Genomic DNA, 18,559 nt, shown 5'->3' on the forward strand with positions numbered 1-18,559 from the left:
GGCCCGTTCGGTGCCCGCCCGCTCCTTACCGTACGTCGCTACGGCCCTCGTATCCCGTATGACGTACGAACCCAGGTAAGCCCCGGTCGCTCAGTACGGCCAGATCGGCGGGTCGCTCACGAAGTGGCCGCCGAGGTTGGCGTGGGCCACGTTCACGGGGTCCAGTTCGCCCTGCTCGGCGATCAGCTTCTCGGCGTACGGCTCGGAGTCGTCCTGCGGCTCGTAGCCGAGGGCGCGGGCGGTGGAGAGGTCCCACCACAGGCGGGTGTTGGCGGAGGAGCCGTAGACCACGGTGTGGCCGACGTGCTCGGCGGTCAGGGCCGCGTGGAAGAGGCGGGCGCCGTCGGCCGGGCTCATCCAGAGGGAGAGCATGCGGACGCTGGTGGGCTCGGGGAAGCAGGAGCCGATGCGCACGGAGACCGTCTCCAGGCCGTGCTTGTCCCAGTAGAGCTGGGCCAGGTCCTCGCCGAAGGACTTGGACAGGCCGTAGAAGGTGTCGGGGCGGTGCGGTGTGTCGATCGGGATCAGCGGATCCTGGCCCTGCGGGCGGGGCGTGAAGCCCACCGCGTGGTTGGAGGAGGCGAAGACGAAACGGGGCACGCCCTCCTCGCGGGCGGCCTCGTACAGGTTGTACGTCCCCTCGATGTTCGCCTTGAGGATCTTCTCGAAGGAGGCTTCCAGGGAGATGCCCGCGAGGTGGATGATCGCGTCGACGCCCCGTACGGCCTCGCGCAGGACCTCCCTGTCGGCGAGGTCGGCGGTGATCGCCTCCGGCTCGCCCTCGACGGGCAGCAGGTCCAGGAGGCGTAGCTCGTAGCCGTAAGCCGGGAGCAGGTCCCGCATCAGGGTGCCGAGTCCACCGGCGGCGCCGGTGAGCAGAACGGTGCGGGGAGCGGGCATCCGTGGATCTCCTTGCATCGCCAGCTGTGCACATGGGCGTCCGACATTCACATTCATGGACACGCTAGGGAGTGTGGGTCCCGTGCGTCAAGTGTGATGCCGAGGCGTGAAATCGCTGGTGCGGTGCGGGTTGTCCGGCTTGACCGGCCACAAGGAGGCGCCTTAGCGTGGTCTTGTTCAGAAATGTAAACACTGATCAGTGACATGGACCTTGGGAGAGCCCGTGGACTTGGGAGAGCCCGTGACGTCAGCCCCTCTCGCCGCCCGGCTCAGGGTCCCCAGCGGACCGCTGTTCTTCCCTGTCACGGCGTACGGCCCGGACGGTGCGGTCGATCTCGACGCCTATCGCGCGCACGTCCGCCAGGGCGTCGAGGCAGGGGCGGCCGCGGTCTTCGCCTGCTGCGGCACCGGCGAGTTCCACGCGCTCACGCCCGAGGAGTTCCAGGAGTGCGTACGGGCCGCCGTCGCCGAGACGGCCGGCCGGGTGCCCGTCGTGGCCGGCGCGGGCTACGGCACCGCCCTCGCCGTGCGCTACGCGCGTCTCGCCGCGGAGGCCGGCGCCGACGGCCTGCTCGCCATGCCGCCGTACCTGGTCGTGGCCGCCCAGGAAGGGCTGCTGCGCCACTACCGGGAACTGGCTGCGGCGACCTCCCTCCCGGTCATCGTCTACCAGCGCGACAACGCGGTCTTCACACCGGAGACCGTGGTCGAACTGGCCCGCACGGACGGGATCGTCGGCCTCAAGGACGGCCTCGGCGACCTGGACCTGATGACGCGGATCGTCAGCGCGGTGCGCGGCGAAGCCCCCGGCCCGGACGACTTCCTCTACTTCAACGGCCTGCCGACCGCCGAGCTGACCCAGCCCGCCTACCGGGCCGTCGGGGTCACCCTCTACTCGTCGGCCGTCTTCTGCTTCGTACCGGAGATCGCCCTCGCGTTTCACCGGGCGCTCGGCGCGGGAGACGATGCGATCGTGGAACGGCTGCTCGACGGCTTCTACCGCCCCTTCGTCGAACTCCGGGCCCGGGGACGCGGCTATGCCGTGTCACTGGTCAAGGCCGGGGTACGGCTACGGGGGCTGGACGTGGGAGAAGTACGGCCGCCGCTGCACGAGCCGGCCGAGGAACACGTCAAGCAGCTGGGCCAGTTGATCGAGCGCGGCCACGCGCTGCTGGAAGAGTGCCAGGAGGGCAATTGAAGGCGTCGACGTTCGTCTACCCATGGGACGTCAACGGGGATCCGGCCGCCGCGGAGCGCATCGCGGGGCTGGGCGTGCGGCAGGCGACGCTCGCCTCCGCGTACCACTCCACGCGTGCGCTCACCCCCCGCCACCCCCGGCAGCGCATCGTCACCGCCGAGCACGCGGCCGTGCTGTACCCGCCGGGTGCGCGCTGGGAGGGCCGTACGCTACGGCCGTACGCGGCGGGGGAGTGGGCACCCGGCGACGCGTTCGGGGAGGCGGCCGAGTCTCTGGCCGCCGCCGGTCTGGAGGTGCACACCTGGGTCGTCCTCGCGCACAACTCCCGCCTGGGCGCCGAGCATCCCTCGACCTCCGTGGTCAACGCCTACGGGGACCGGTATCCGTGGGCGCCCTGTGTCGCGCAGGAGGCGACCCGTGGGTACCTCGTCGACCTGGCCGTGGAGGCGGCGGTCCGGCCGGGCGCGCGCGGCACGGAGCTGGAGTCGCTCGGCTGGTACGGACTTCAGCACTTGCACGCCCACGACAAGACCGGCGGGGTCGGGCTCGGCGACGCCGGGCAGTACCTGATGGCGTTGTGCTTCTGCGGGACGTGCCGGGGCGGGTATGCCGGGGTCGGGCTGGACCCCGACGCGCTGGCGGCGGCCGTGCGGGAGGCGCTGGAGCCGTTGTGGCGGGGCGAGGCCGCAGACGAGGGCTGGCCGGCTGTCGAGAAGTTTCTCGGTGCCGAGCGGGCGGCGGGCACGCGGGAGTGGCGCGACGCGATCGCGCGCTCGCTCCAGGAGGCGGCGGTCGAGGCGGTACGCGCCGCCGCACCCGAGGGCTTCCAGGTACTGCTGCACGCGGACCCGGTGGCGTACCACTGCGGGGCGAACCCCGGAGTCGACCCCGCGCACATTCTGGGCGTGGCTGACGGTGTCGTCGTGCCGTGCGCGGGCGGACCGGGGCTGCTCCCCGCGTTCGCCGAGGTCGGCGCGGAGGGTGCCGTGCTGGCCGCCAACTTCGGAATCGTGTCGGGGATGGGCGGCAGCCCGGTGACGCTGGCCGAGGACGCGGGGCGGGCGGTGGAACTGGGGGCGACGGAACTGCGGCTGTACCACGCGGGGTTGGCCTCGGACCAGGACCTGGCGGCGGTGCGGGAGGCGTTGACGGCGGTGGGTTGAGCCGAGACGGGTGGTCGCGACGACGCCCTTCGGCTCCGGCTCAGGTCGACAACACGCGGTAGGTCACGTGGGTGACCAGGCTTGCCTGCCGTGTTGTCACCTGTTCCAGTTTCAGCGGCGGGACGCCCTCGAACAGGCGTGTGCCGGCGCCGAGCGTGAGTGGCACGACGTGCAGCCGCAGCTCGTCGATCAGGCCGGCGGTGAGGTACTGGTTGATGGTGGTCGAGCCGCCCTGGATCGCGACGTCGCCGTCGCCGGCCTCCGCGCATGCCCGTGCAAGTGCCGATGTGATTCCGTCGGTGACGAAGTGGTACGTGGTGCCGCCGTCCATCGGCTGTGGCTCGCGCGCGTGGTGCGTGAGCACGAACACCGGTGCGTGGAACGGCGGATCGTCGCCCCACCAGCCGTTCCACCGCCGGTCCCACTCGCCACGCACCGGGCCGAACATGTTGCGCCCCATGATGAACGCCTTTGCGGCGGCCATCCGGTCGATCTCGGCCCGGTTCTCATCGGGAGTGTCGAACATCCAGGCGTGCAGTTCGCCGCCCGTGCCGTCGCCGCCGTCATCGCCGAACGGGCGTTCCTCCGTCTGGTTGAGCCCGGCCGAGTAGCCGTCGACCGAGACCGTGATGTCGCAGACCACCTTGCCCATGCGTACAGGGTCTCCTACTTGTCAGCGATGGCGTAGGAGGGCGGCCAGTGCGAGGTTGGTGGCGATGAGGAGGGCGCGGCGGTGGGGGCGGTCCGCGAGGGTGCCCAGGACGGGGCCGCCGAGGAGCGGGGCCCACGGGCGAACGCGCACAGCGCCGCCAGCGCGTCCGAGCCGGTGAGGTCCTTGACCCCGACGCCCGCGACCAGCCACATCGCCGACGAACCGAGGCCCGAGACCACCACCCCGGCCGGATACAGCCCCGCGTCGCGGTCCCCGAGGACACGCCTCACCGGCCATGTCGTCCATGCCGTTCGTGTCGTGGATGTGGATGTCATGGCTGGTGATCGTGGTGCTGAGGCCCCGTCGCACGGATCGGGCGGATGCCCCAGGAATCGTCGCCGGGAGGGGTGGGTGCGTGGCGAGCGATGAGTTCTCGGGACGTCGAGGGTCTACCGATAGCAAGGCAGACCCGCACTCTTGGCGCGCTTCCGAGGAGCACCGCATGACCGACCACGCCCCGACCCCCCTCGACCTCACTCCCCAGGCCCGAATCGTCGCCCGTCTCGGCCAGGCCGTCCGCGACGACCAGCTCTCCGACCCCACCCCGTGTCCGGAGTACGCCGTGCACCACCTCCTCGGGCATCTGCTCGGGCTGGCCTTCGCCTTCCGTGACGCGGGCCGGAAGGATCTGGGGCCCACGACGGACACCGACCCGCAGGCGGCGGTGCCCGACATCGGGCCGGGCCGGCGCGAGGCTCTGCCGCAGGCGCTCGACGAGCTCGCCGAGGCCTGGCGGGACCCGGCCGCGTGGACGGGTGAGACCCGGGCGGGCGGGGTGTCGCTGCCGGGCGCCGTCGCCGGGGCCGTGGCGGTGGACGAGCTGGTCGTGCACGGCTGGGACCTCGCGCGGGCGACCGGACAGGCGTACGAACCCGACCCGGCGGCTCTCGCCGCGACGCACTCCTTCCTCGCCGCCTCTGCCGACGACCCGGCGCGCGGCGAGATCTTCGGCCCCGTGGTGCCCGTGCCGGACGACGCGCCGCTGCTCGACCGCGTGATCGGGTTGAGCGGACGTGATCCGAAGTGGAAGCCATAGGAGCCACTCCACGGACAACCCCACGAAAGAACGCACAAACTCGGCGCGCGCCCTCGCCCGCGTCCGTACGCTCCCGAACATGCCCCTGAGCCTGACCGTCCTCGGCACCGCCTCTCCGCATCCCCGCCCGGGCCGGCCCGCCTCCGGGTATCTGCTGCGCGGCGGGGGCGCCGAGATATGGGTGGACGCGGGGTTCGGGACCTTCGCCGAGTTGCAGCGGCACACGGATCCCACCCGGCTCACGGCGATCTGGATCTCCCATCTGCACGCGGACCACAGCGCGGATCTGGTGGCCGCGATGTACGGGTTCGCGTACGGCGGCCTCACCCTGCCCGCGCCGCTGCCCGTCTACGCGCCCGGCGACTGCGCCGAGCGCCTCGCGGGGTTCTTCGGGCGGTCGGACACGGCGTTCCTGAACGGGGTCTTCGACTTCCGGCCCCTGTACGACGGCCACTCCGTCCGGCACTGGAACCTCACCCTCACCGCCCGCGCCGTCGTCCACGACGTGGAGGCGTACGGGCTGCGCGCCGAGTGCCAGGGGCGGGTGCTCGCATACTCGGGGGACAGCGGCCCGTGCGACGCGCTGAGCCGGCTGGCCGCCAGCGCCGACCTGTTCCTGTGTGAGGCGGACGTCGACACACATCGCGGAAGCGAACCCCGGGTGCATCTCACGCCGGAGGAGGCCGGGACGTACGCCAAGGGCGCGAGCCGGCTGCTGATCACACATGTGGGGCCGTCGCTCACCCCGGAGGGGGCGACCGGGCGGGCAGCCGTCGTCTTCGGCGGGCCGACCGAGAGCGCGCGTGAGGGCGACACCAAGATCGTGTGACGGCACGGTCATGTGACGGCGGGCACATCTTCTTTTGTCAGAAGCATTGACGAAACACGGGGCCCCTCCTACCTTCAACGCGTCGTACTTCGTACGTCATATATGAGACGCGATACGTGAGATCCCATACCTGAGATCCCATACGTGAGATCCGAGAGGCGCGCATGACCTCTGTGCCCACGCCGATCCCGTCCCGCACGCAGTTCGTGCTGGAGGGGATCAAACACCGCATCCTCACCGGTCGGTTGACGCCCGGTCAGGCGCTGGTCGAGACCGAACTGGCCGCGCAGTTCGGGGTGTCCAAGACGCCCGTGCGCGAGGCGCTCAAGACGCTGGCCGGGACCGGGCTCGTCGTGATGAACCAGTACAAGGGCGTCACGGTGCGCATGGTGGACGCGGACATGGCGCGCGAGGTCTACGACGTACGGCTGCTCCTGGAGCCGGAGGCCCTGCGACGCTCGGTGCGACGCGGTGTCCCGTGGAACACGGCGAGCGATGCGCTGACCAGGGCCGACGGGGCCACGGACACCGCCGAACGGTCGCTGGCCAACCGGGAGTTCCACCGCGCGCTGTACGTGCCGTGCGGCAATCCGCTGCTCGGCCGGATGCTCGACGAGGTGCGCGACCAGGCCGCCCTGGTGTCGGCCGTCGCGTGGGCCGCCAACCCCTCCTGGGAACGGGAGGCCGCCGAGCACCGGGAGATCCTGCGGCTCGCCCTCGACGGCGACGCCGACGGCGCGGCCGCCGCCCTGCACGCGCACATCGCCTCGTTCGTCGAACGGGCCTTCCCCGAGGCCCGCGAGGAACAGCAGACCCCGCAAGCTCAGCAGGCCCAGTAAGCCCCCGAGTCCACGAGGCACGGCGAGCCCGCGCTACGCGGCGGACCGCCAGCCCTCCGTAGTCCTCCAAGAAGTCCTTGCAGAGGAAGGTCATCAATGAGCAGCGTGACGTTCGAGACCCAACGGACGGCCCTGGCCGACGTGGTGGCCATCCCGGTGACTCCGTTCGCCGAGGACGGCACCGTCGACCAGGGCGCCCACCGGGCCCTGCTGCGTCGGCTGCTCGACGGAGGGATCACCACCCTCACCCCGAACGGCAACACCGGCGAGTTCTACGCCCTCACCCCCGAAGAGCGCCGCCTCGTCACCGAGTTGACCATGGACGAGGTCGGCGACCGGGCCGTGATCCTGGTCGGCGTCGGGCACGACGTGCCGACCGCGATCGCCTCCGCAGAGCACGCCCGCGAGGCCGGGGCGCAGATGGTGATGGTCCATCAGCCGGTGCACCCGTACGTGTCGCAGGACGGCTGGGTCGACTACCACCGGGCGATCGCGGAGGCCGTGCCCGAGCTGGGCGTCGTGCCCTACATCCGCAACGCGCAGCTCACCGGTGTCCGGCTCGCCGAACTCGCCGACACCTGCCCGAACGTGATCGGGGTCAAGTACGCCGTCCCGGACGCCGCACGCTTCGCCGCCTTCGCCCGCGACGCCGGCCTGGAACGCTTCGTCTGGGTGGCCGGGCTCGCCGAGCCGTACGCGCCCTCCTACTTCTCAGCCGGCGCCACCGGCTTCACCTCGGGGCTGGTGAACGTCGCCCCGGCCGTCTCGCTGAACATGATCGAAGCGCTTCGATCGGGTGACTTCCCGGCGGCCATGAAGGTCTGGGAGCAGATCCGCCGCTTCGAGGAGCTGCGCGCCGCCAACGGCTCCGCCAACAACGTCACCGTCGTCAAGGAGGCCCTCGCCTCCCTCGGCCTTTGCCGCCGCGACGTCCGGGCCCCCAGCAGACACCTGCCCGAGGGCGAACGCGCCGAGGTCGCCGCCATAGCCGCCCGGTGGTCGATATGAAGAAGCCGGTCGACGTGAAGAAGCCGGAAGAACTCCGAAGCCACCAGTGGTACGGCACCGATGGTCTGCGCTCCTTCAGCCACCGCGCCCGCACCCGCCAGCTCGGCTACCTCCCCGAGGAGCACCTCGGCAAGCCGGTCATCGCGATCCTCAACACCTGGTCCGACATCAACCCCTGTCATGTGCACCTCCGGGATCGCGCGCAGGCGGTCAAGCGGGGCGTGTGGCAGGCCGGCGGCTTCCCGCTGGAGTTCCCGGTCTCGACCCTCTCCGAGACCTTCCAGAAGCCGACGCCGATGCTCTACCGCAACATGCTCGCGATGGAGACCGAGGAGCTGCTCCGCTCGTACCCGGTCGACGGGGCCGTCCTGATGGGCGGCTGCGACAAGTCGACACCCGCGCTGCTCATGGGCGCGGCCTCCGTCGACCTGCCGGCCGTGTTCGTGCCCGCCGGGCCGATGCTGCCGGGGCACTGGCGCAACGAGGTCCTCGGCTCCGGCACCGACATGTGGAAGTACTGGGACGACAAGCGCGCCGGGCTGATCGGCGACTGCGAGATGACCGAGCTGGAGTCCGGTCTCGCGCGCTCGCCGGGTCACTGCATGACGATGGGTACGGCGTCCACGCTCACCGCCGCCGCCGAGGCGCTCGGGGTCACGATCCCGGGAGCGTCCAGCATTCCGGCCGTCGACTCGGGGCACGACCGCATGGCAGCGGCCGCCGGCCTCCGGATCGTCGAACTGGTCCACAAGGACCGGAAATTGAACGACATCCTCACCGCCGACGCCTTCGAGGACGCCGTCACCACCGTCCTCGGACTCGGCGGCTCGACCAACGCGGTCATCCACCTCATCGCCATGGCCGGCCGCGCGGGCGTCAAGCTCACCCTCGACGACTTCGACCGCATCGCCCGTACCGTCCCGGTGCTCGCCAACGTCCGGCCCGGCGGTCAGAGGTACCTGATGGAGGACTTCCACTTCGCCGGCGGCCTCCCCGGTTTCCTGTCCCGGATCACCGACCTGCTGCACCTGGACCGGCCGACCGTCTCGTACGACACGATGCGCGAGCAGCTCGACGGCGCGCTCGTGCACAACGACGACGTGATCCGGACCCGTGACAACCCGGTCGCCAGCGAAGGCGGGGTCGCCGTCCTGCGCGGCAACCTCTGCCCGGACGGCGCGGTCATCAAGCACATCTCCGCAGAGCCCCACCTGCTCAAGCACACCGGTCCGGCGGTCGTCTTCGACGACTACAGGACGATGCAGCGGACGATCAACGACCCGTCCCTCGGGATCACCGCCGACAGCGTGCTGGTGCTGCGCAACGCCGGGCCCAAGGGCGGACCGGGCATGCCCGAGTACGGGATGCTGCCCATCCCGGACCATCTGCTGAGGCAGGGCGTCCGGGACATGGTGCGGATCTCAGACGCCCGGATGAGCGGGACGAGTTACGGCGCCTGCGCGCTGCACGTGGCGCCCGAGTCGTACGTCGGCGGGCCCCTCGCCCTCGTGCGCACCGGCGACTCCATCACCCTGGACGTCGAGGCACGCGCTCTCCAACTCAATGTGGACGACGAGGAGTTGGAGCGCCGCCGAGCGGAGTGGACCCCGCCTCCCACCCGCTACGAGCGCGGCTACGGCGCGCTCTACAACGACCAGATCACCCAGGCGGACACCGGCTGCGACTTCGAGTTCCTGGCCAGACCGGGCAAGGTACCGGACCCGTACGCGGGTTGAACGACGGGACCCCGGGTCCTCAAGGGGCGCGAGGAACTGCGCGACCAGCCACAACGCACCCGCACACGCCACAGACCGCAGGTGGCACCCGTACCGCGCGACCGGCACACCCCTGCACATCGAGAAAGCGCTTCCTGCGCGACGAACCACGAACCACGAACCACGAACCACGAACCACGAACCACGGACAACGCACGAACGCACGACGACGTACGACGACGTACCGAGAAACGGAGACCCAGTCATGGCCCAAGCCGCAGCCGTGGCGAAACCGCCCGCGCCACCCCGGCGGCGCCGTGCCTCCGCGACACCGCGCAGGCTGCCATACCTGCTGATCGCCCCGGCCGCCCTGCTCATGCTGGGCTTCATCGCCTACCCGGTCATCAGCGTCTTCTACTACAGCCTGCAGAACTACAACCCCACCAAGCCCTGGCGGAACGGCTTCGCCGGCTTCGACAACTTCGTCCACGCCTTCACCGAGGACCCCCTGTTCTGGGACACCCTCGTCTTCAGTGCCAAGTGGGTGGTCGTCGAGGTCTCGCTGCAGCTGCTGTTCGGTCTCGCCCTCGCGCTCATCGTCAACCAAACGTTTGTCGGCCGAGCCGTCGGCCGCGCCCTGGTCTTCTCCCCCTGGGCCGTCTCCGGCGTGCTGACCTCCGCGATCTGGGTGCTCCTCTACAACTCCCAGACGGGCATCACCCGTTACCTCGCGGACATGGGCATCGGTGAGTACGGCACCAGCTGGCTCTCCGACACCTCCACCGTCTTCTCGGCGGCGATCGTCGCCGACCTGTGGCGCGGTGTCCCCTTCTTCGCGATCCTCATCCTCGCCGACCTCCAGTCCATCTCGAAGGACCTGTACGAGGCCGCCGAGGTCGACGGCGCCAGCCGCATCCGGCAGTTCATGCACATCACGCTGCCGCACCTGAAGGACGCGATCATCCTCTCCACGCTGCTGCGTGCGGTGTGGGAGTTCAACAACGTCGACCTCCTCTACACCCTGACCGGTGGCGGACCAGCGGGTGAGACCACGACTCTCCCCCTCTACATCGCCAACACCTCGGTCGACGCCCACAACTTCGGCTACGCGTCCGCCCTGACCACGGTCGCGTTCGTGATCCTGCTCTTCTGCTCGATGGTCTATCTGCGGCTCAGCAAGTTCGGAGGCGAGTCCAAGTGATCACCAAGGACGCCGAGAAGGTCGCTCCGCCGCGGCCCGCGCCCGCTGCCGAGGAGCCCCCGCCGCGCCCGGGCAAGGTCCGCCGCGCCTGGGACGAGGCCCCGCGCTGGCAGATCTACCTGCCGCTGGGGATCTACCTGGTCTTCACCCTCGTCCCCTTCTACTGGATCCTGCTCTTCGCGCTGCGCAAGCCGGGCTCGACCTCGCTGGTGCCGTGGCCGATCACGTTCGAGCACTTCGAGAAGGTGTGGAACGAGCGCAGTTTCGGCGTCTACTTCCAGAACAGCGTGCTCGTCGGTGTCGTCACCCTGCTGATGACCACGCTCGTCGCCCTGGCCGGCGGCTACGCCCTCGCCCGCTTCGACTTCAAGATCAAGCGCGGGTTCATGCTGGCGCTGCTGTGCTCCCAGTTCGTCCCGGGCGCGCTGCTCCTCGTCCCGCTGTTCCAGATCTTCGCCGAGCTGCGGATGATCAACTCCCTCGGCAGTGTCATCCTCGCCGAGACGGTCTTCCAACTGCCGCTGTCGATCATCCTGATCAGCAACTTCATCAAGAACGTGCCGTATACGCTGGAGGAAGCGGCCTGGGTGGACGGCTGCAACCGGTTCACCGCGTTCCGGGTGGTCGTGCTGCCGCTGCTGCGGCCCGGTCTGATCGCCGTCGGCTCATTCGCCTTCGTGCACTCCTGGAACCACTTCCTGTTCGCCCTGATGTTCCTCAGCAACCAGGACAAGCAGACCATCCCGGTCGGCCTCAACACCCTGCTCAGCGCCGACAGCGTCGACCTGGGCGCGCTGGCGGCCGGCGGCATCATCGCCGCCGTACCGGTGGTCATCGTCTTCGCCTTCATCCAGAAGTGGCTGATCACGGGCTTCAGCGCCGGGGCGGTGAAGGGATGACCATACGCGGGAGAGTGGTTCAACTCGTCGCCCTCGCGGGGGTGTTGGGCCTCGCGCTCACCACCCCGGCCGGGGCCGAGTCCCGGGACATCAGCCGGGACAGGCTCGCGACGGACGACGGCTGGGCGGCGGCCGACGGTGGTACCACGGGGGGTTCCATCGCCGACGACGCCCATGTCTTCACCGTACGCACCCGGAGCGAGCTGGTCCGCGCACTCGACGGCGGCAGCGCCACCCCGAAGATCATCCGGATCGCGGGGACCGTCGACGCCAACACCGCCGACGACGGTGACAGGCTCGACTGCGCCGACTACGCGACCGACGGCTACGACCTGAAGGCGTACCTGGCCGCGTACGACCCGCGCACCTGGGGTTCCAGCAAGCCCGGCGGCCCCCAGGAGGAGGCCCGCCAGGCGTCGGCGGCGAAGCAGGCCGAGCGGATCGAACTGGCCGTCGGCTCCAACACCACCATCGTCGGCCTCGGTGCGTCGGCGGTCCTGAAGGGCGCCAGCCTCCAGCTCGAGGGCGCGGACAACGTCATCGTCCGCAACCTCGAACTCCGCGACGCCTACGACTGCTTCCCCGTCTGGCAGCCCAACACCGGCGGCCTCGGCGACTGGAAGACGGCGTACGACAACATCTGGGTGCGCGGCTCCAGCCATGTCTGGATCGACCACGTCACGATCTCCGACAAGGGCCACCCCGACGAGGACGAGCCGACCCACTTCGGCCGCAACTACCTCCGCCACGACGGCCTGCTCGACATCACCAACGCCTCCGACCTGGTCACCGTCTCGTGGAGCCGCTTCGTCGACCACGACAAGGGCATCCTGATCGGCAACGGGGACACGGCCACCGGCGACCGGGGCAAACTCCGGGTGACGCTGCACCACAACCAGTTCGAGAACGTCGTGCAGCGCGCGCCGCGCGTCCGCTTCGGCCAGGTGCACCTCTACAACAACCGGTACGTCGTCCCGGCCGACGCCCACGACTACCGCTACTCCCTCGGCGTCTCCACCGAGTCCGCCGTGTACGCCGAGAACAACGCCTTCACCACACCCGGGCACGTCGAGGTCGCCGACCTGGTGAAGAGCTGGAACGGCACCGCCGTGCACCAGACGGGCACCCTCTTCAACGGCTATCCGGTGGATCTCCTGGCCATCCACAACGCCTACAACTCCGGCAGCGAGCGTGATCTCACGGCCGACGTGGGCTGGACGCCTACCCTGCACCAAAAGATCGACAGCGCCGGGAAGGCCGACCGAGAGGTGGCACGCGGCGCGGGCGCAGGGAGGATCCGATGAACCCGATGAACCCGAAGAACCGGCACACCACCTCGTACGACACCCCGCTTCCGCTCGTCCTCGCGGGTGCCCGGGGCCACGGCCGCTGGCACCTGGAGAACATCCGTCGGCTGCAGGACAAGGGGATCGTCCGGCTCGCCGGGATCTGCGAGCTGACCCCGCTGGGCGCGGACGAGATCCCGGACGGCCTCGGCACGCCCGAGCAGTCCGCCGACTTCGGGGCGCTCCTCGACTCGACCGGTGCCGCGATCGCCGTGATCTGCACCCCGATCCCCACCCACACCGACCTGGCGCTGACGGCGGCCGAGCGAGGCGTGCACGTGCTGCTGGAGAAGCCGCCGGCCCCGTCGTACGCCGAGTTCCGCCGGATGGCGGACGGGGTCGCGGAAGCCGGCGTGGTCTGCCAGATCGGCTTCCAGTCGCTGGGTTCGCACGCCGTGCCCGCGATCCGGAAGATGGTCGCGGAGGGCCTGATCGGCGAGGTCGTCGGCATCGGAGGGGCCGGGGCCTGGGCCCGCGCCGAGGCGTACTACCGGCGGGCGCCGTGGGCCGGCAAGCGGCGTCTGAACGGCGTGGACGTGATCGACGGGGTGCTCACCAACCCCCTTGCACACGCCGTCGCCACCGGGCTCGCGCTCGCCGGCGCGGGCCGTGCCGAGGACGTCACCGCCATCGAGACCGAGCTGCTGCGCGCCAACGACATCGAGTCCGACGACACCTCGTGCGTACGGGTCACCACCGCCGACGGCGGCCGGATCACCGTCGCCGCCACGCTGTGCGCCGAGGACCCGGACGAGCCGTACAACGTCGTGCACGGCACCAGCGGCCGGATCACCTTCTGGTACAAGCAGGACCGCGTGCTCGTCCAGCGGGCCGGACACGGCCCGGAGGAGATGGAGTACGACCGCACGGACCTGCTGGAGAACCTCGTCGACCACCTCGTCGACGGTGCCGATCTGTTGGTCCCGCCGGACACGACCGGCGCGTTCATGAAGGTCGTCGAGGCGATCCGCGTCGCCCCGGACCCGATCGCTCTCCCGGCCGGCGCCTGGCACAAGCTGCCCGACGAGGACCGCCGGGTCGTCGACGGCATCGACGGCCTCGTCGCGGCCGCCGCCGACAACCTCGCCCTCTACTCCGAACTGGGCGCCTCCTGGGCGCTCCCCGCAGCACCGGCGAAAGAGGTGAGCACTTGATGACGACCGACGAGTCCCTGGTCCTGCGGGTGGCGGGCCGTCCGGTGGGCCGTTACCTCACCCGGCCCGAAGTGCCGGAGCGGCTCTCGCCCCGCCCCTATCTGCATCCCGTCACCACCCTGTCCGGCACGGCGGTGACCGAGCTGAGCCCCGCCGACCACCTCCACCACCTCGGCGTCGGTGTCGCCGTTCCCGACGTCGAGGGGCACAACTTCTGGGGCGGGCGGACCTACGTCCGCGACCAGGGCCCGACCGAGCTCGACAACCACGGCTCCCAGCGCCACACCGCCTTCCAGCTGCGCGACCCCGACGGCTTCGTCGAGGAGCTGCGCTGGGTGGCGTCCGGCGATGAGCTGCTGCGCGAGCGCCGTACGGTCGCGGCCACCGAACTCACCGACTCCGCCTGGGCGTTGGACTTCACCTTCTCCCTCACCAACATCACCGAAGCCCCGGTGTCGATCGGCAGCCCCGCCACCAACGGGCGCCCCGGCGCCGCGTACGGCGGCTTCTTCTGGCGGGCCCGCAAGGAGGCCGCGGCACCCCGCGTCTTCACCGCCGACGCCGAGGGCGAGTCGGAGGTCCACGGCCGCCGCGCCGACTGGCTCGCCCTGGCCGGCTGGGGGTCCCCCCGCTCGAGCGGAGCCGAGAGTGGGGGAGAATGGACGCTCGTCTTCGCGGGGGCCACCGTCACCACCCGCCGCGACCCGTGGTTCGTCCGCGCCGACGAGTACCCGGGCGTCGGCTCCTCCCTCGCCCACACCGAGCGCCTCCCGATCGAGCCGGGCGAGACGGCAGTACGCCGGGTCGTCACCGTCGTCGCCGACGGCACCCTGGACCGGGGCGAGGCGGCGGCCCTCGTACGGAAGGCGGTGAGCCCGTGAGCGAGATGTCCGGCGCGTCCGCCGCCACCACCGCTGCCACGTCCGTCGGCGCCTCCGCCGTCACCACCACCGCGCCCGTCTTCTCCGCCGACCAGGGCGACGGCACCTACCGAAACCCGATCCTCGACGCCGACTGGTCCGACCCCGATGTCCTGCGCGTGGCCGACGACTTCTATATGACCGCCTCCAGCTTCGGCCGGGCCCCGGGCCTTCCCCTGCTCCACTCCCGGGACCTGGTCAACTGGACGCTTGTCGGCCACGCGCTCCAACTTCTCGAACCGGCGGCCGAGTTCAAGGTCCCGCGCCACGACTGTGGGGTGTGGGCGCCCTCGCTGCGGCACTTCGACGACCGGTTCTGGATCTTCTGGGGCGACCCCGACCACGGCATCTACCAGGTCAACGCCCCCGCAATCAGGGGCCCTTGGACCCGGCCGCACCTGGTCAAGGAGGGCAAGGGGCTGATCGACCCCTGCCCGCTGTGGGACGAGGAGACCGGCGAGGCGTACCTCGTGCACGCCTGGGCCAAGTCCCGCTCCGGCATCAAGAACCGGCTCACCGGGCACCGCATGCGGCCCGACGGCACCGGGCTGCTCGACGAGGGCAAGGTCGTCGTCGACGCGGACCGGCTCCCCGGCTGGTTCACGCTGGAGGGGCCCAAGCTCTACCGCCACGACGGCTGGTACTGGATCTTCGCTCCCGCCGGGGGAGTGGAGACCGGCTGGCAGGGCGTGTTCCGCTCCCGCGAGTTCTTCGGGCCGTACGAGGAACGGATCGCCCTGGAGCAGAAGGACACCGGGGTCAACGGGCCGCACCAGGGCGGCTGGGTGCGCACGGCGGCCGGCGAGGACTGGTTCCTGCACTTCCAGCAGCGGGGCGCGTACGGCAGGGTCGTCCATCTCCAGCCGATGCGCTGGGGTCCGGACGGCTGGCCCGTGCTCGGGGACGAGGGCGCCCCCGTCGCCGTCCACCGCAAGCCGGAGCTGCCGCCGCAGCCGCCCGCCGCGCCCGCCACCGACGACGACTTCCCCGGCGGCCGCTTCGGACGCCAGTGGCAGTGGACCGCGAACCCCCAGGACGGCTGGGCCACCCAGCACTCCGGGGACGGGCTGCGGCTCACGTGCGTGCGCTCCGTGCACGCACACGACCTGCGGAAACTGGCGAATGTGCTCACACAGCGGCTGCCGGGGATCCCGGCGGTCATCGAGGTCGAGCTGCGGCTCGACAGCGAGGAGCCGGGGGCACGGGCCGGGCTCGCCGTGCTCGGGGACGCGTTTCGCTGGATCGGACTCCAGCGAGGGGCCGACGGGACCGTGCACCTCGTCCACCGGTTCGCCGAGACCGTCGCCGAGCGGGAACGTGACGCCGACCATCCGCGTCCGGCACCCGAGGGGCGGGCACGGCTGCGGATCGAGACCTCGGCCGGGGCACGCTGCCGGTTCTCCTACGACGTGGGGGAGGGGTGGGAGTCCTCGGGACAGGTCTTCGCCGCCACCCCCTGGCGCTGGGTCGGCGCCCTGCTCGGCCTCTTCGCGGTCGCGCCCACCGGCGGGGGACACGCCGGGGCGGCCACGTTCACGCAGTTCCGGATCACCGCCACGCGAGCCACGACCGCCTGACCCCCAGTCTTCGTACGCCTGTTGGGAGCCGCAATGACGCACCTCCGTAGCAAGCGCTTGTCGCACCGAGGGAGAGCCTTCGCCGCCGTCACCGCCCTGATCGCCTCGTTCGTCGTCGGCGCGTTCACCCCGGCGGAAGCCGCCGCCGAGCCTGCCGGGACCGCCGCCCGGCCTGCCGAGGCCTCCCGGTCTTTCGCGGCATCCCGGTGGACCGACCGGCCGCACGGCTTCGCCTCCCTCGACGGCGGCACCACCGGTGGCGCGGGCGGCAAGGTCGTGACCGTCACCGACCAGGCCTCGCTGGCGCAGTACGCGTCCGCCGAGGAGCCGTACGTCATCCGCGTGGCCGGGGCGATCGACGTCGAGCCCTTCGGCTCGGACATCGTCGTGACCTCGAACAAGACGATCATCGGCGTCGGCGGCACCGGCGAGATCGTCCACGGCGAGCTGCACCTCAACCCCGGTACCAGCAACGTCATCATCCGCAACCTGACGATCCGCGACAGCTACGTCGAGGGCGACTGGGACGGCAAGACGACCGACTTCGACGCGATCCAGATGGACACCGTCGACCACGTCTGGATCGACCACAACCGCTTCGAGCGCATGGGCGACGGGCTCCTCGACATCCGCAAGGACAGCCGGTACGTCACCGTCTCCTACAACCAGTTCAAGAACCACAACAAGGCGCTGGGCATCGGCTGGACGACCAACGTCCAGACCGAGATCACCATCGACCACAACTGGTTCACCGGTACGAAGCAGCGCAATCCCTCCGCCGACAACTGCGCCTACGCCCACCTCTACAACAACTACCTCTCGGCGCAGGTGGCCGACGGCGACCCCGTGTGGACGTACGGGAACTGGTCGCGCGGCAAGACCAGGATGGTGATCGAGAACAGCTACTACGACGGGGTACAGCACCCGTATCAGGCCGACGCCACCGCCGAGTTGGTGCAGCGCGGGTCGATTCTGAAGAACGTCGGCGGACGGCAGGACGCCTGGGGCACGGCCTTCGACCCGAAGGACTTCTACGCCTACCGGCTCGACCCGGCCGCCGCCGTCCCCGCGCTGGTCACGCGCCTCTCCGGCCCGCAGAAGGGCCTCGGCACGAACACCGTGCTGAACGTCCCCGGTGACTACCCGACCGTCCAGGCCGCCGTCGACGCCGTACCCGCAGGCAACGACGGCACGGTCACTCTCCGCATCGCGCCCGGCACCTACCGCGCGAAGGTCCTCGTCCCCGCGAACAAGCCGAACCTGGTGCTGCAGGGGACTGGACAGGATCGCTCGGACACCGTCATCGTCCACGACACGCCCGCCGCGTACGGCGGCTCCAACGGCAGTGCCACCGTGCGGATCCTCGCCAGTGACGTGACCGCCCGCAACCTCACCTTCAGCAACGACTTCGACGAGGCCGCGCACGAGCTGAACGGCGAGCAGGCGCTGGCGGTGAAGACGACCGGCGACCGGATCGTCTTCGAGAACACGGCCTTCCTGGGCAACCAGGACACGCTGATGACCGACAGCCCCAAGCTCGACGTCATCAGTCGCGTCTACATCCGCGACTCGTACATCGAGGGCGATGTCGACTTCATCTACGGCCGCGCCACGACCGTCATCGAGCGCTCCCTGATCAAGGCGCTCAGCCGCGGCTCGGACAGCAACAACGGCTACATCACGGCTGCCTCCACCTGGAAGGACAACCCCTACGGCTTCCTGATCACCAGGTCGAAGGTCGTCAGTGACGCGCCCGCCGGGACGTACCACCTCGGCAGGCCCTGGCACCCGGGCGGCGAGCCGAACGCCGTCGCCCAGGTGTTGTTCCGGGACACCGAGCTGCCCGCCGCGATCAAGTCGTCGCCGTGGACGGACATGAGCGGTTTCTCGTGGAAGGACGCGCGGTTCACGGAGTACCGGACGTACGGGCCGGGGGCCGGTGTGACCGCCGACCGGCCGCAGCTCGACGGCTCGGACGCCTCGACCTACACGGTCACCAAGTACCTCGCGGGGACGGACGGTTGGGCGCCGCATCTCGGGCGGGCCGGCCGCTGAGAAGTCC

General features: G+C 70.5%; 16 protein-coding genes and 1 pseudogene. 14 read left to right on the forward strand and 3 right to left on the reverse strand.

Annotation, left to right across the window (positions count from 1 at the left end; translation table 11 throughout):
- Positions 1 to 90: 90 nt before the first annotated feature.
- Entirely contained in the window at positions 91 to 900 is an 810-nt protein-coding gene (locus ACFU53_RS27500) for an NAD-dependent epimerase/dehydratase family protein (protein ID WP_383997774.1), read from the reverse strand.
- A gap of 241 nt (positions 901 to 1,141) precedes the next feature.
- On the opposite strand from ACFU53_RS27500, the gene ACFU53_RS27505 reads away from it, so the two are divergent.
- Together ACFU53_RS27505 and ACFU53_RS27510 are read left to right on the forward strand one after the other, a co-directional pair.
- The gene (locus tag ACFU53_RS27505; protein WP_383997777.1) at positions 1,142 to 2,098 is read left to right on the forward strand and encodes a 5-dehydro-4-deoxyglucarate dehydratase; all 957 of its coding nucleotides are present in this window, start codon (positions 1,142 to 1,144) and stop codon (positions 2,096 to 2,098) included.
- Positions 2,095 to 3,261 carry a hypothetical protein gene (locus tag ACFU53_RS27510; RefSeq protein WP_383997779.1) on the forward strand — a complete coding sequence of 389 codons (1,167 nt, stop codon included), beginning with the start codon at positions 2,095 to 2,097 and terminating at the stop codon, positions 3,259 to 3,261. The genes ACFU53_RS27505 and ACFU53_RS27510 overlap by 4 nt, the downstream gene beginning before the upstream one ends.
- 40 nt (positions 3,262 to 3,301) lie before the next feature.
- Here the strand turns inward: ACFU53_RS27510 and ACFU53_RS27515 are convergent, their stop codons facing one another.
- The gene (locus tag ACFU53_RS27515; protein WP_383997781.1) at positions 3,302 to 3,913 is read right to left on the reverse strand and encodes a dihydrofolate reductase family protein; all 612 of its coding nucleotides are present in this window, start codon (positions 3,911 to 3,913) and stop codon (positions 3,302 to 3,304) included.
- Positions 3,914 to 3,946: 33 nt separating this feature from the next.
- Positions 3,947 to 4,248 (reverse strand): annotated as a pseudogene (locus tag ACFU53_RS27520) (MFS transporter); the annotation flags it as partial.
- 167 nt (positions 4,249 to 4,415) lie between these two features.
- On the opposite strand from ACFU53_RS27520, the gene ACFU53_RS27525 reads away from it, so the two are divergent.
- From ACFU53_RS27525 to ACFU53_RS27580, 12 genes are all read left to right on the forward strand, one after another.
- Positions 4,416 to 5,009, forward strand: a complete 594-nt coding sequence (locus tag ACFU53_RS27525) for a TIGR03086 family metal-binding protein (RefSeq protein ID WP_383997784.1) — start codon at positions 4,416 to 4,418, stop codon at positions 5,007 to 5,009.
- Between the two features lie 79 nt (positions 5,010 to 5,088).
- Complete coding sequence (locus ACFU53_RS27530) at positions 5,089 to 5,838, forward strand: MBL fold metallo-hydrolase (protein ID WP_383997787.1); 750 nt, start codon at positions 5,089 to 5,091, stop codon at positions 5,836 to 5,838.
- 164 nt (positions 5,839 to 6,002) lie between these two features.
- Positions 6,003 to 6,677 (forward strand): GntR family transcriptional regulator, encoded by a 675-nt coding sequence (locus ACFU53_RS27535; RefSeq protein ID WP_383997790.1) that lies wholly within the window; start codon positions 6,003 to 6,005, stop codon positions 6,675 to 6,677.
- A 96-nt stretch (positions 6,678 to 6,773) separates the two neighbouring features.
- Positions 6,774 to 7,685: a dihydrodipicolinate synthase family protein gene (locus ACFU53_RS27540; RefSeq protein WP_383997793.1), complete on the forward strand. Its 912-nt coding sequence runs from the start codon at positions 6,774 to 6,776 to the stop codon at positions 7,683 to 7,685.
- Positions 7,682 to 9,421 (forward strand): L-arabinonate dehydratase, encoded by a 1,740-nt coding sequence (gene araD, locus ACFU53_RS27545; protein ID WP_383997796.1) that lies wholly within the window; start codon positions 7,682 to 7,684, stop codon positions 9,419 to 9,421. The genes ACFU53_RS27540 and araD overlap by 4 nt, the downstream gene beginning before the upstream one ends.
- A gap of 244 nt (positions 9,422 to 9,665) precedes the next feature.
- Positions 9,666 to 10,601 (forward strand): carbohydrate ABC transporter permease, encoded by a 936-nt coding sequence (locus tag ACFU53_RS27550; RefSeq protein WP_383997799.1) that lies wholly within the window; start codon positions 9,666 to 9,668, stop codon positions 10,599 to 10,601.
- On the forward strand, positions 10,598 to 11,500 hold the full coding sequence (locus tag ACFU53_RS27555) for a carbohydrate ABC transporter permease (RefSeq protein WP_383997802.1): 903 nt from the start codon (positions 10,598 to 10,600) through the stop codon (positions 11,498 to 11,500). Before ACFU53_RS27550 ends, ACFU53_RS27555 begins: the two co-directional genes overlap by 4 nt.
- Entirely contained in the window at positions 11,497 to 12,804 is a 1,308-nt protein-coding gene (locus tag ACFU53_RS27560) for a polysaccharide lyase family 1 protein (protein WP_383997805.1), read from the forward strand. The genes ACFU53_RS27555 and ACFU53_RS27560 overlap by 4 nt, the downstream gene beginning before the upstream one ends.
- Before the next feature lie 5 nt (positions 12,805 to 12,809).
- Positions 12,810 to 14,000 carry a Gfo/Idh/MocA family protein gene (locus ACFU53_RS27565; protein ID WP_383997838.1) on the forward strand — a complete coding sequence of 397 codons (1,191 nt, stop codon included), beginning with the start codon at positions 12,810 to 12,812 and terminating at the stop codon, positions 13,998 to 14,000.
- On the forward strand, positions 14,000 to 14,881 hold the full coding sequence (locus ACFU53_RS27570) for a PmoA family protein (protein ID WP_383997808.1): 882 nt from the start codon (positions 14,000 to 14,002) through the stop codon (positions 14,879 to 14,881). The genes ACFU53_RS27565 and ACFU53_RS27570 overlap by 1 nt, the downstream gene beginning before the upstream one ends.
- A gap of 5 nt (positions 14,882 to 14,886) precedes the next feature.
- Positions 14,887 to 16,497: a family 43 glycosylhydrolase gene (locus tag ACFU53_RS27575; protein ID WP_383997841.1), complete on the forward strand. Its 1,611-nt coding sequence runs from the start codon at positions 14,887 to 14,889 to the stop codon at positions 16,495 to 16,497.
- A gap of 33 nt (positions 16,498 to 16,530) precedes the next feature.
- Positions 16,531 to 18,552: a pectinesterase family protein gene (locus ACFU53_RS27580; RefSeq protein WP_383997811.1), complete on the forward strand. Its 2,022-nt coding sequence runs from the start codon at positions 16,531 to 16,533 to the stop codon at positions 18,550 to 18,552.
- Positions 18,553 to 18,559 lie beyond the last annotated feature (7 nt).

Source organism: Streptomyces sp. NPDC057474, from assembly GCF_042802555.1.
Lineage (GTDB): Bacteria > Actinomycetota > Actinomycetes > Streptomycetales > Streptomycetaceae > Streptomyces.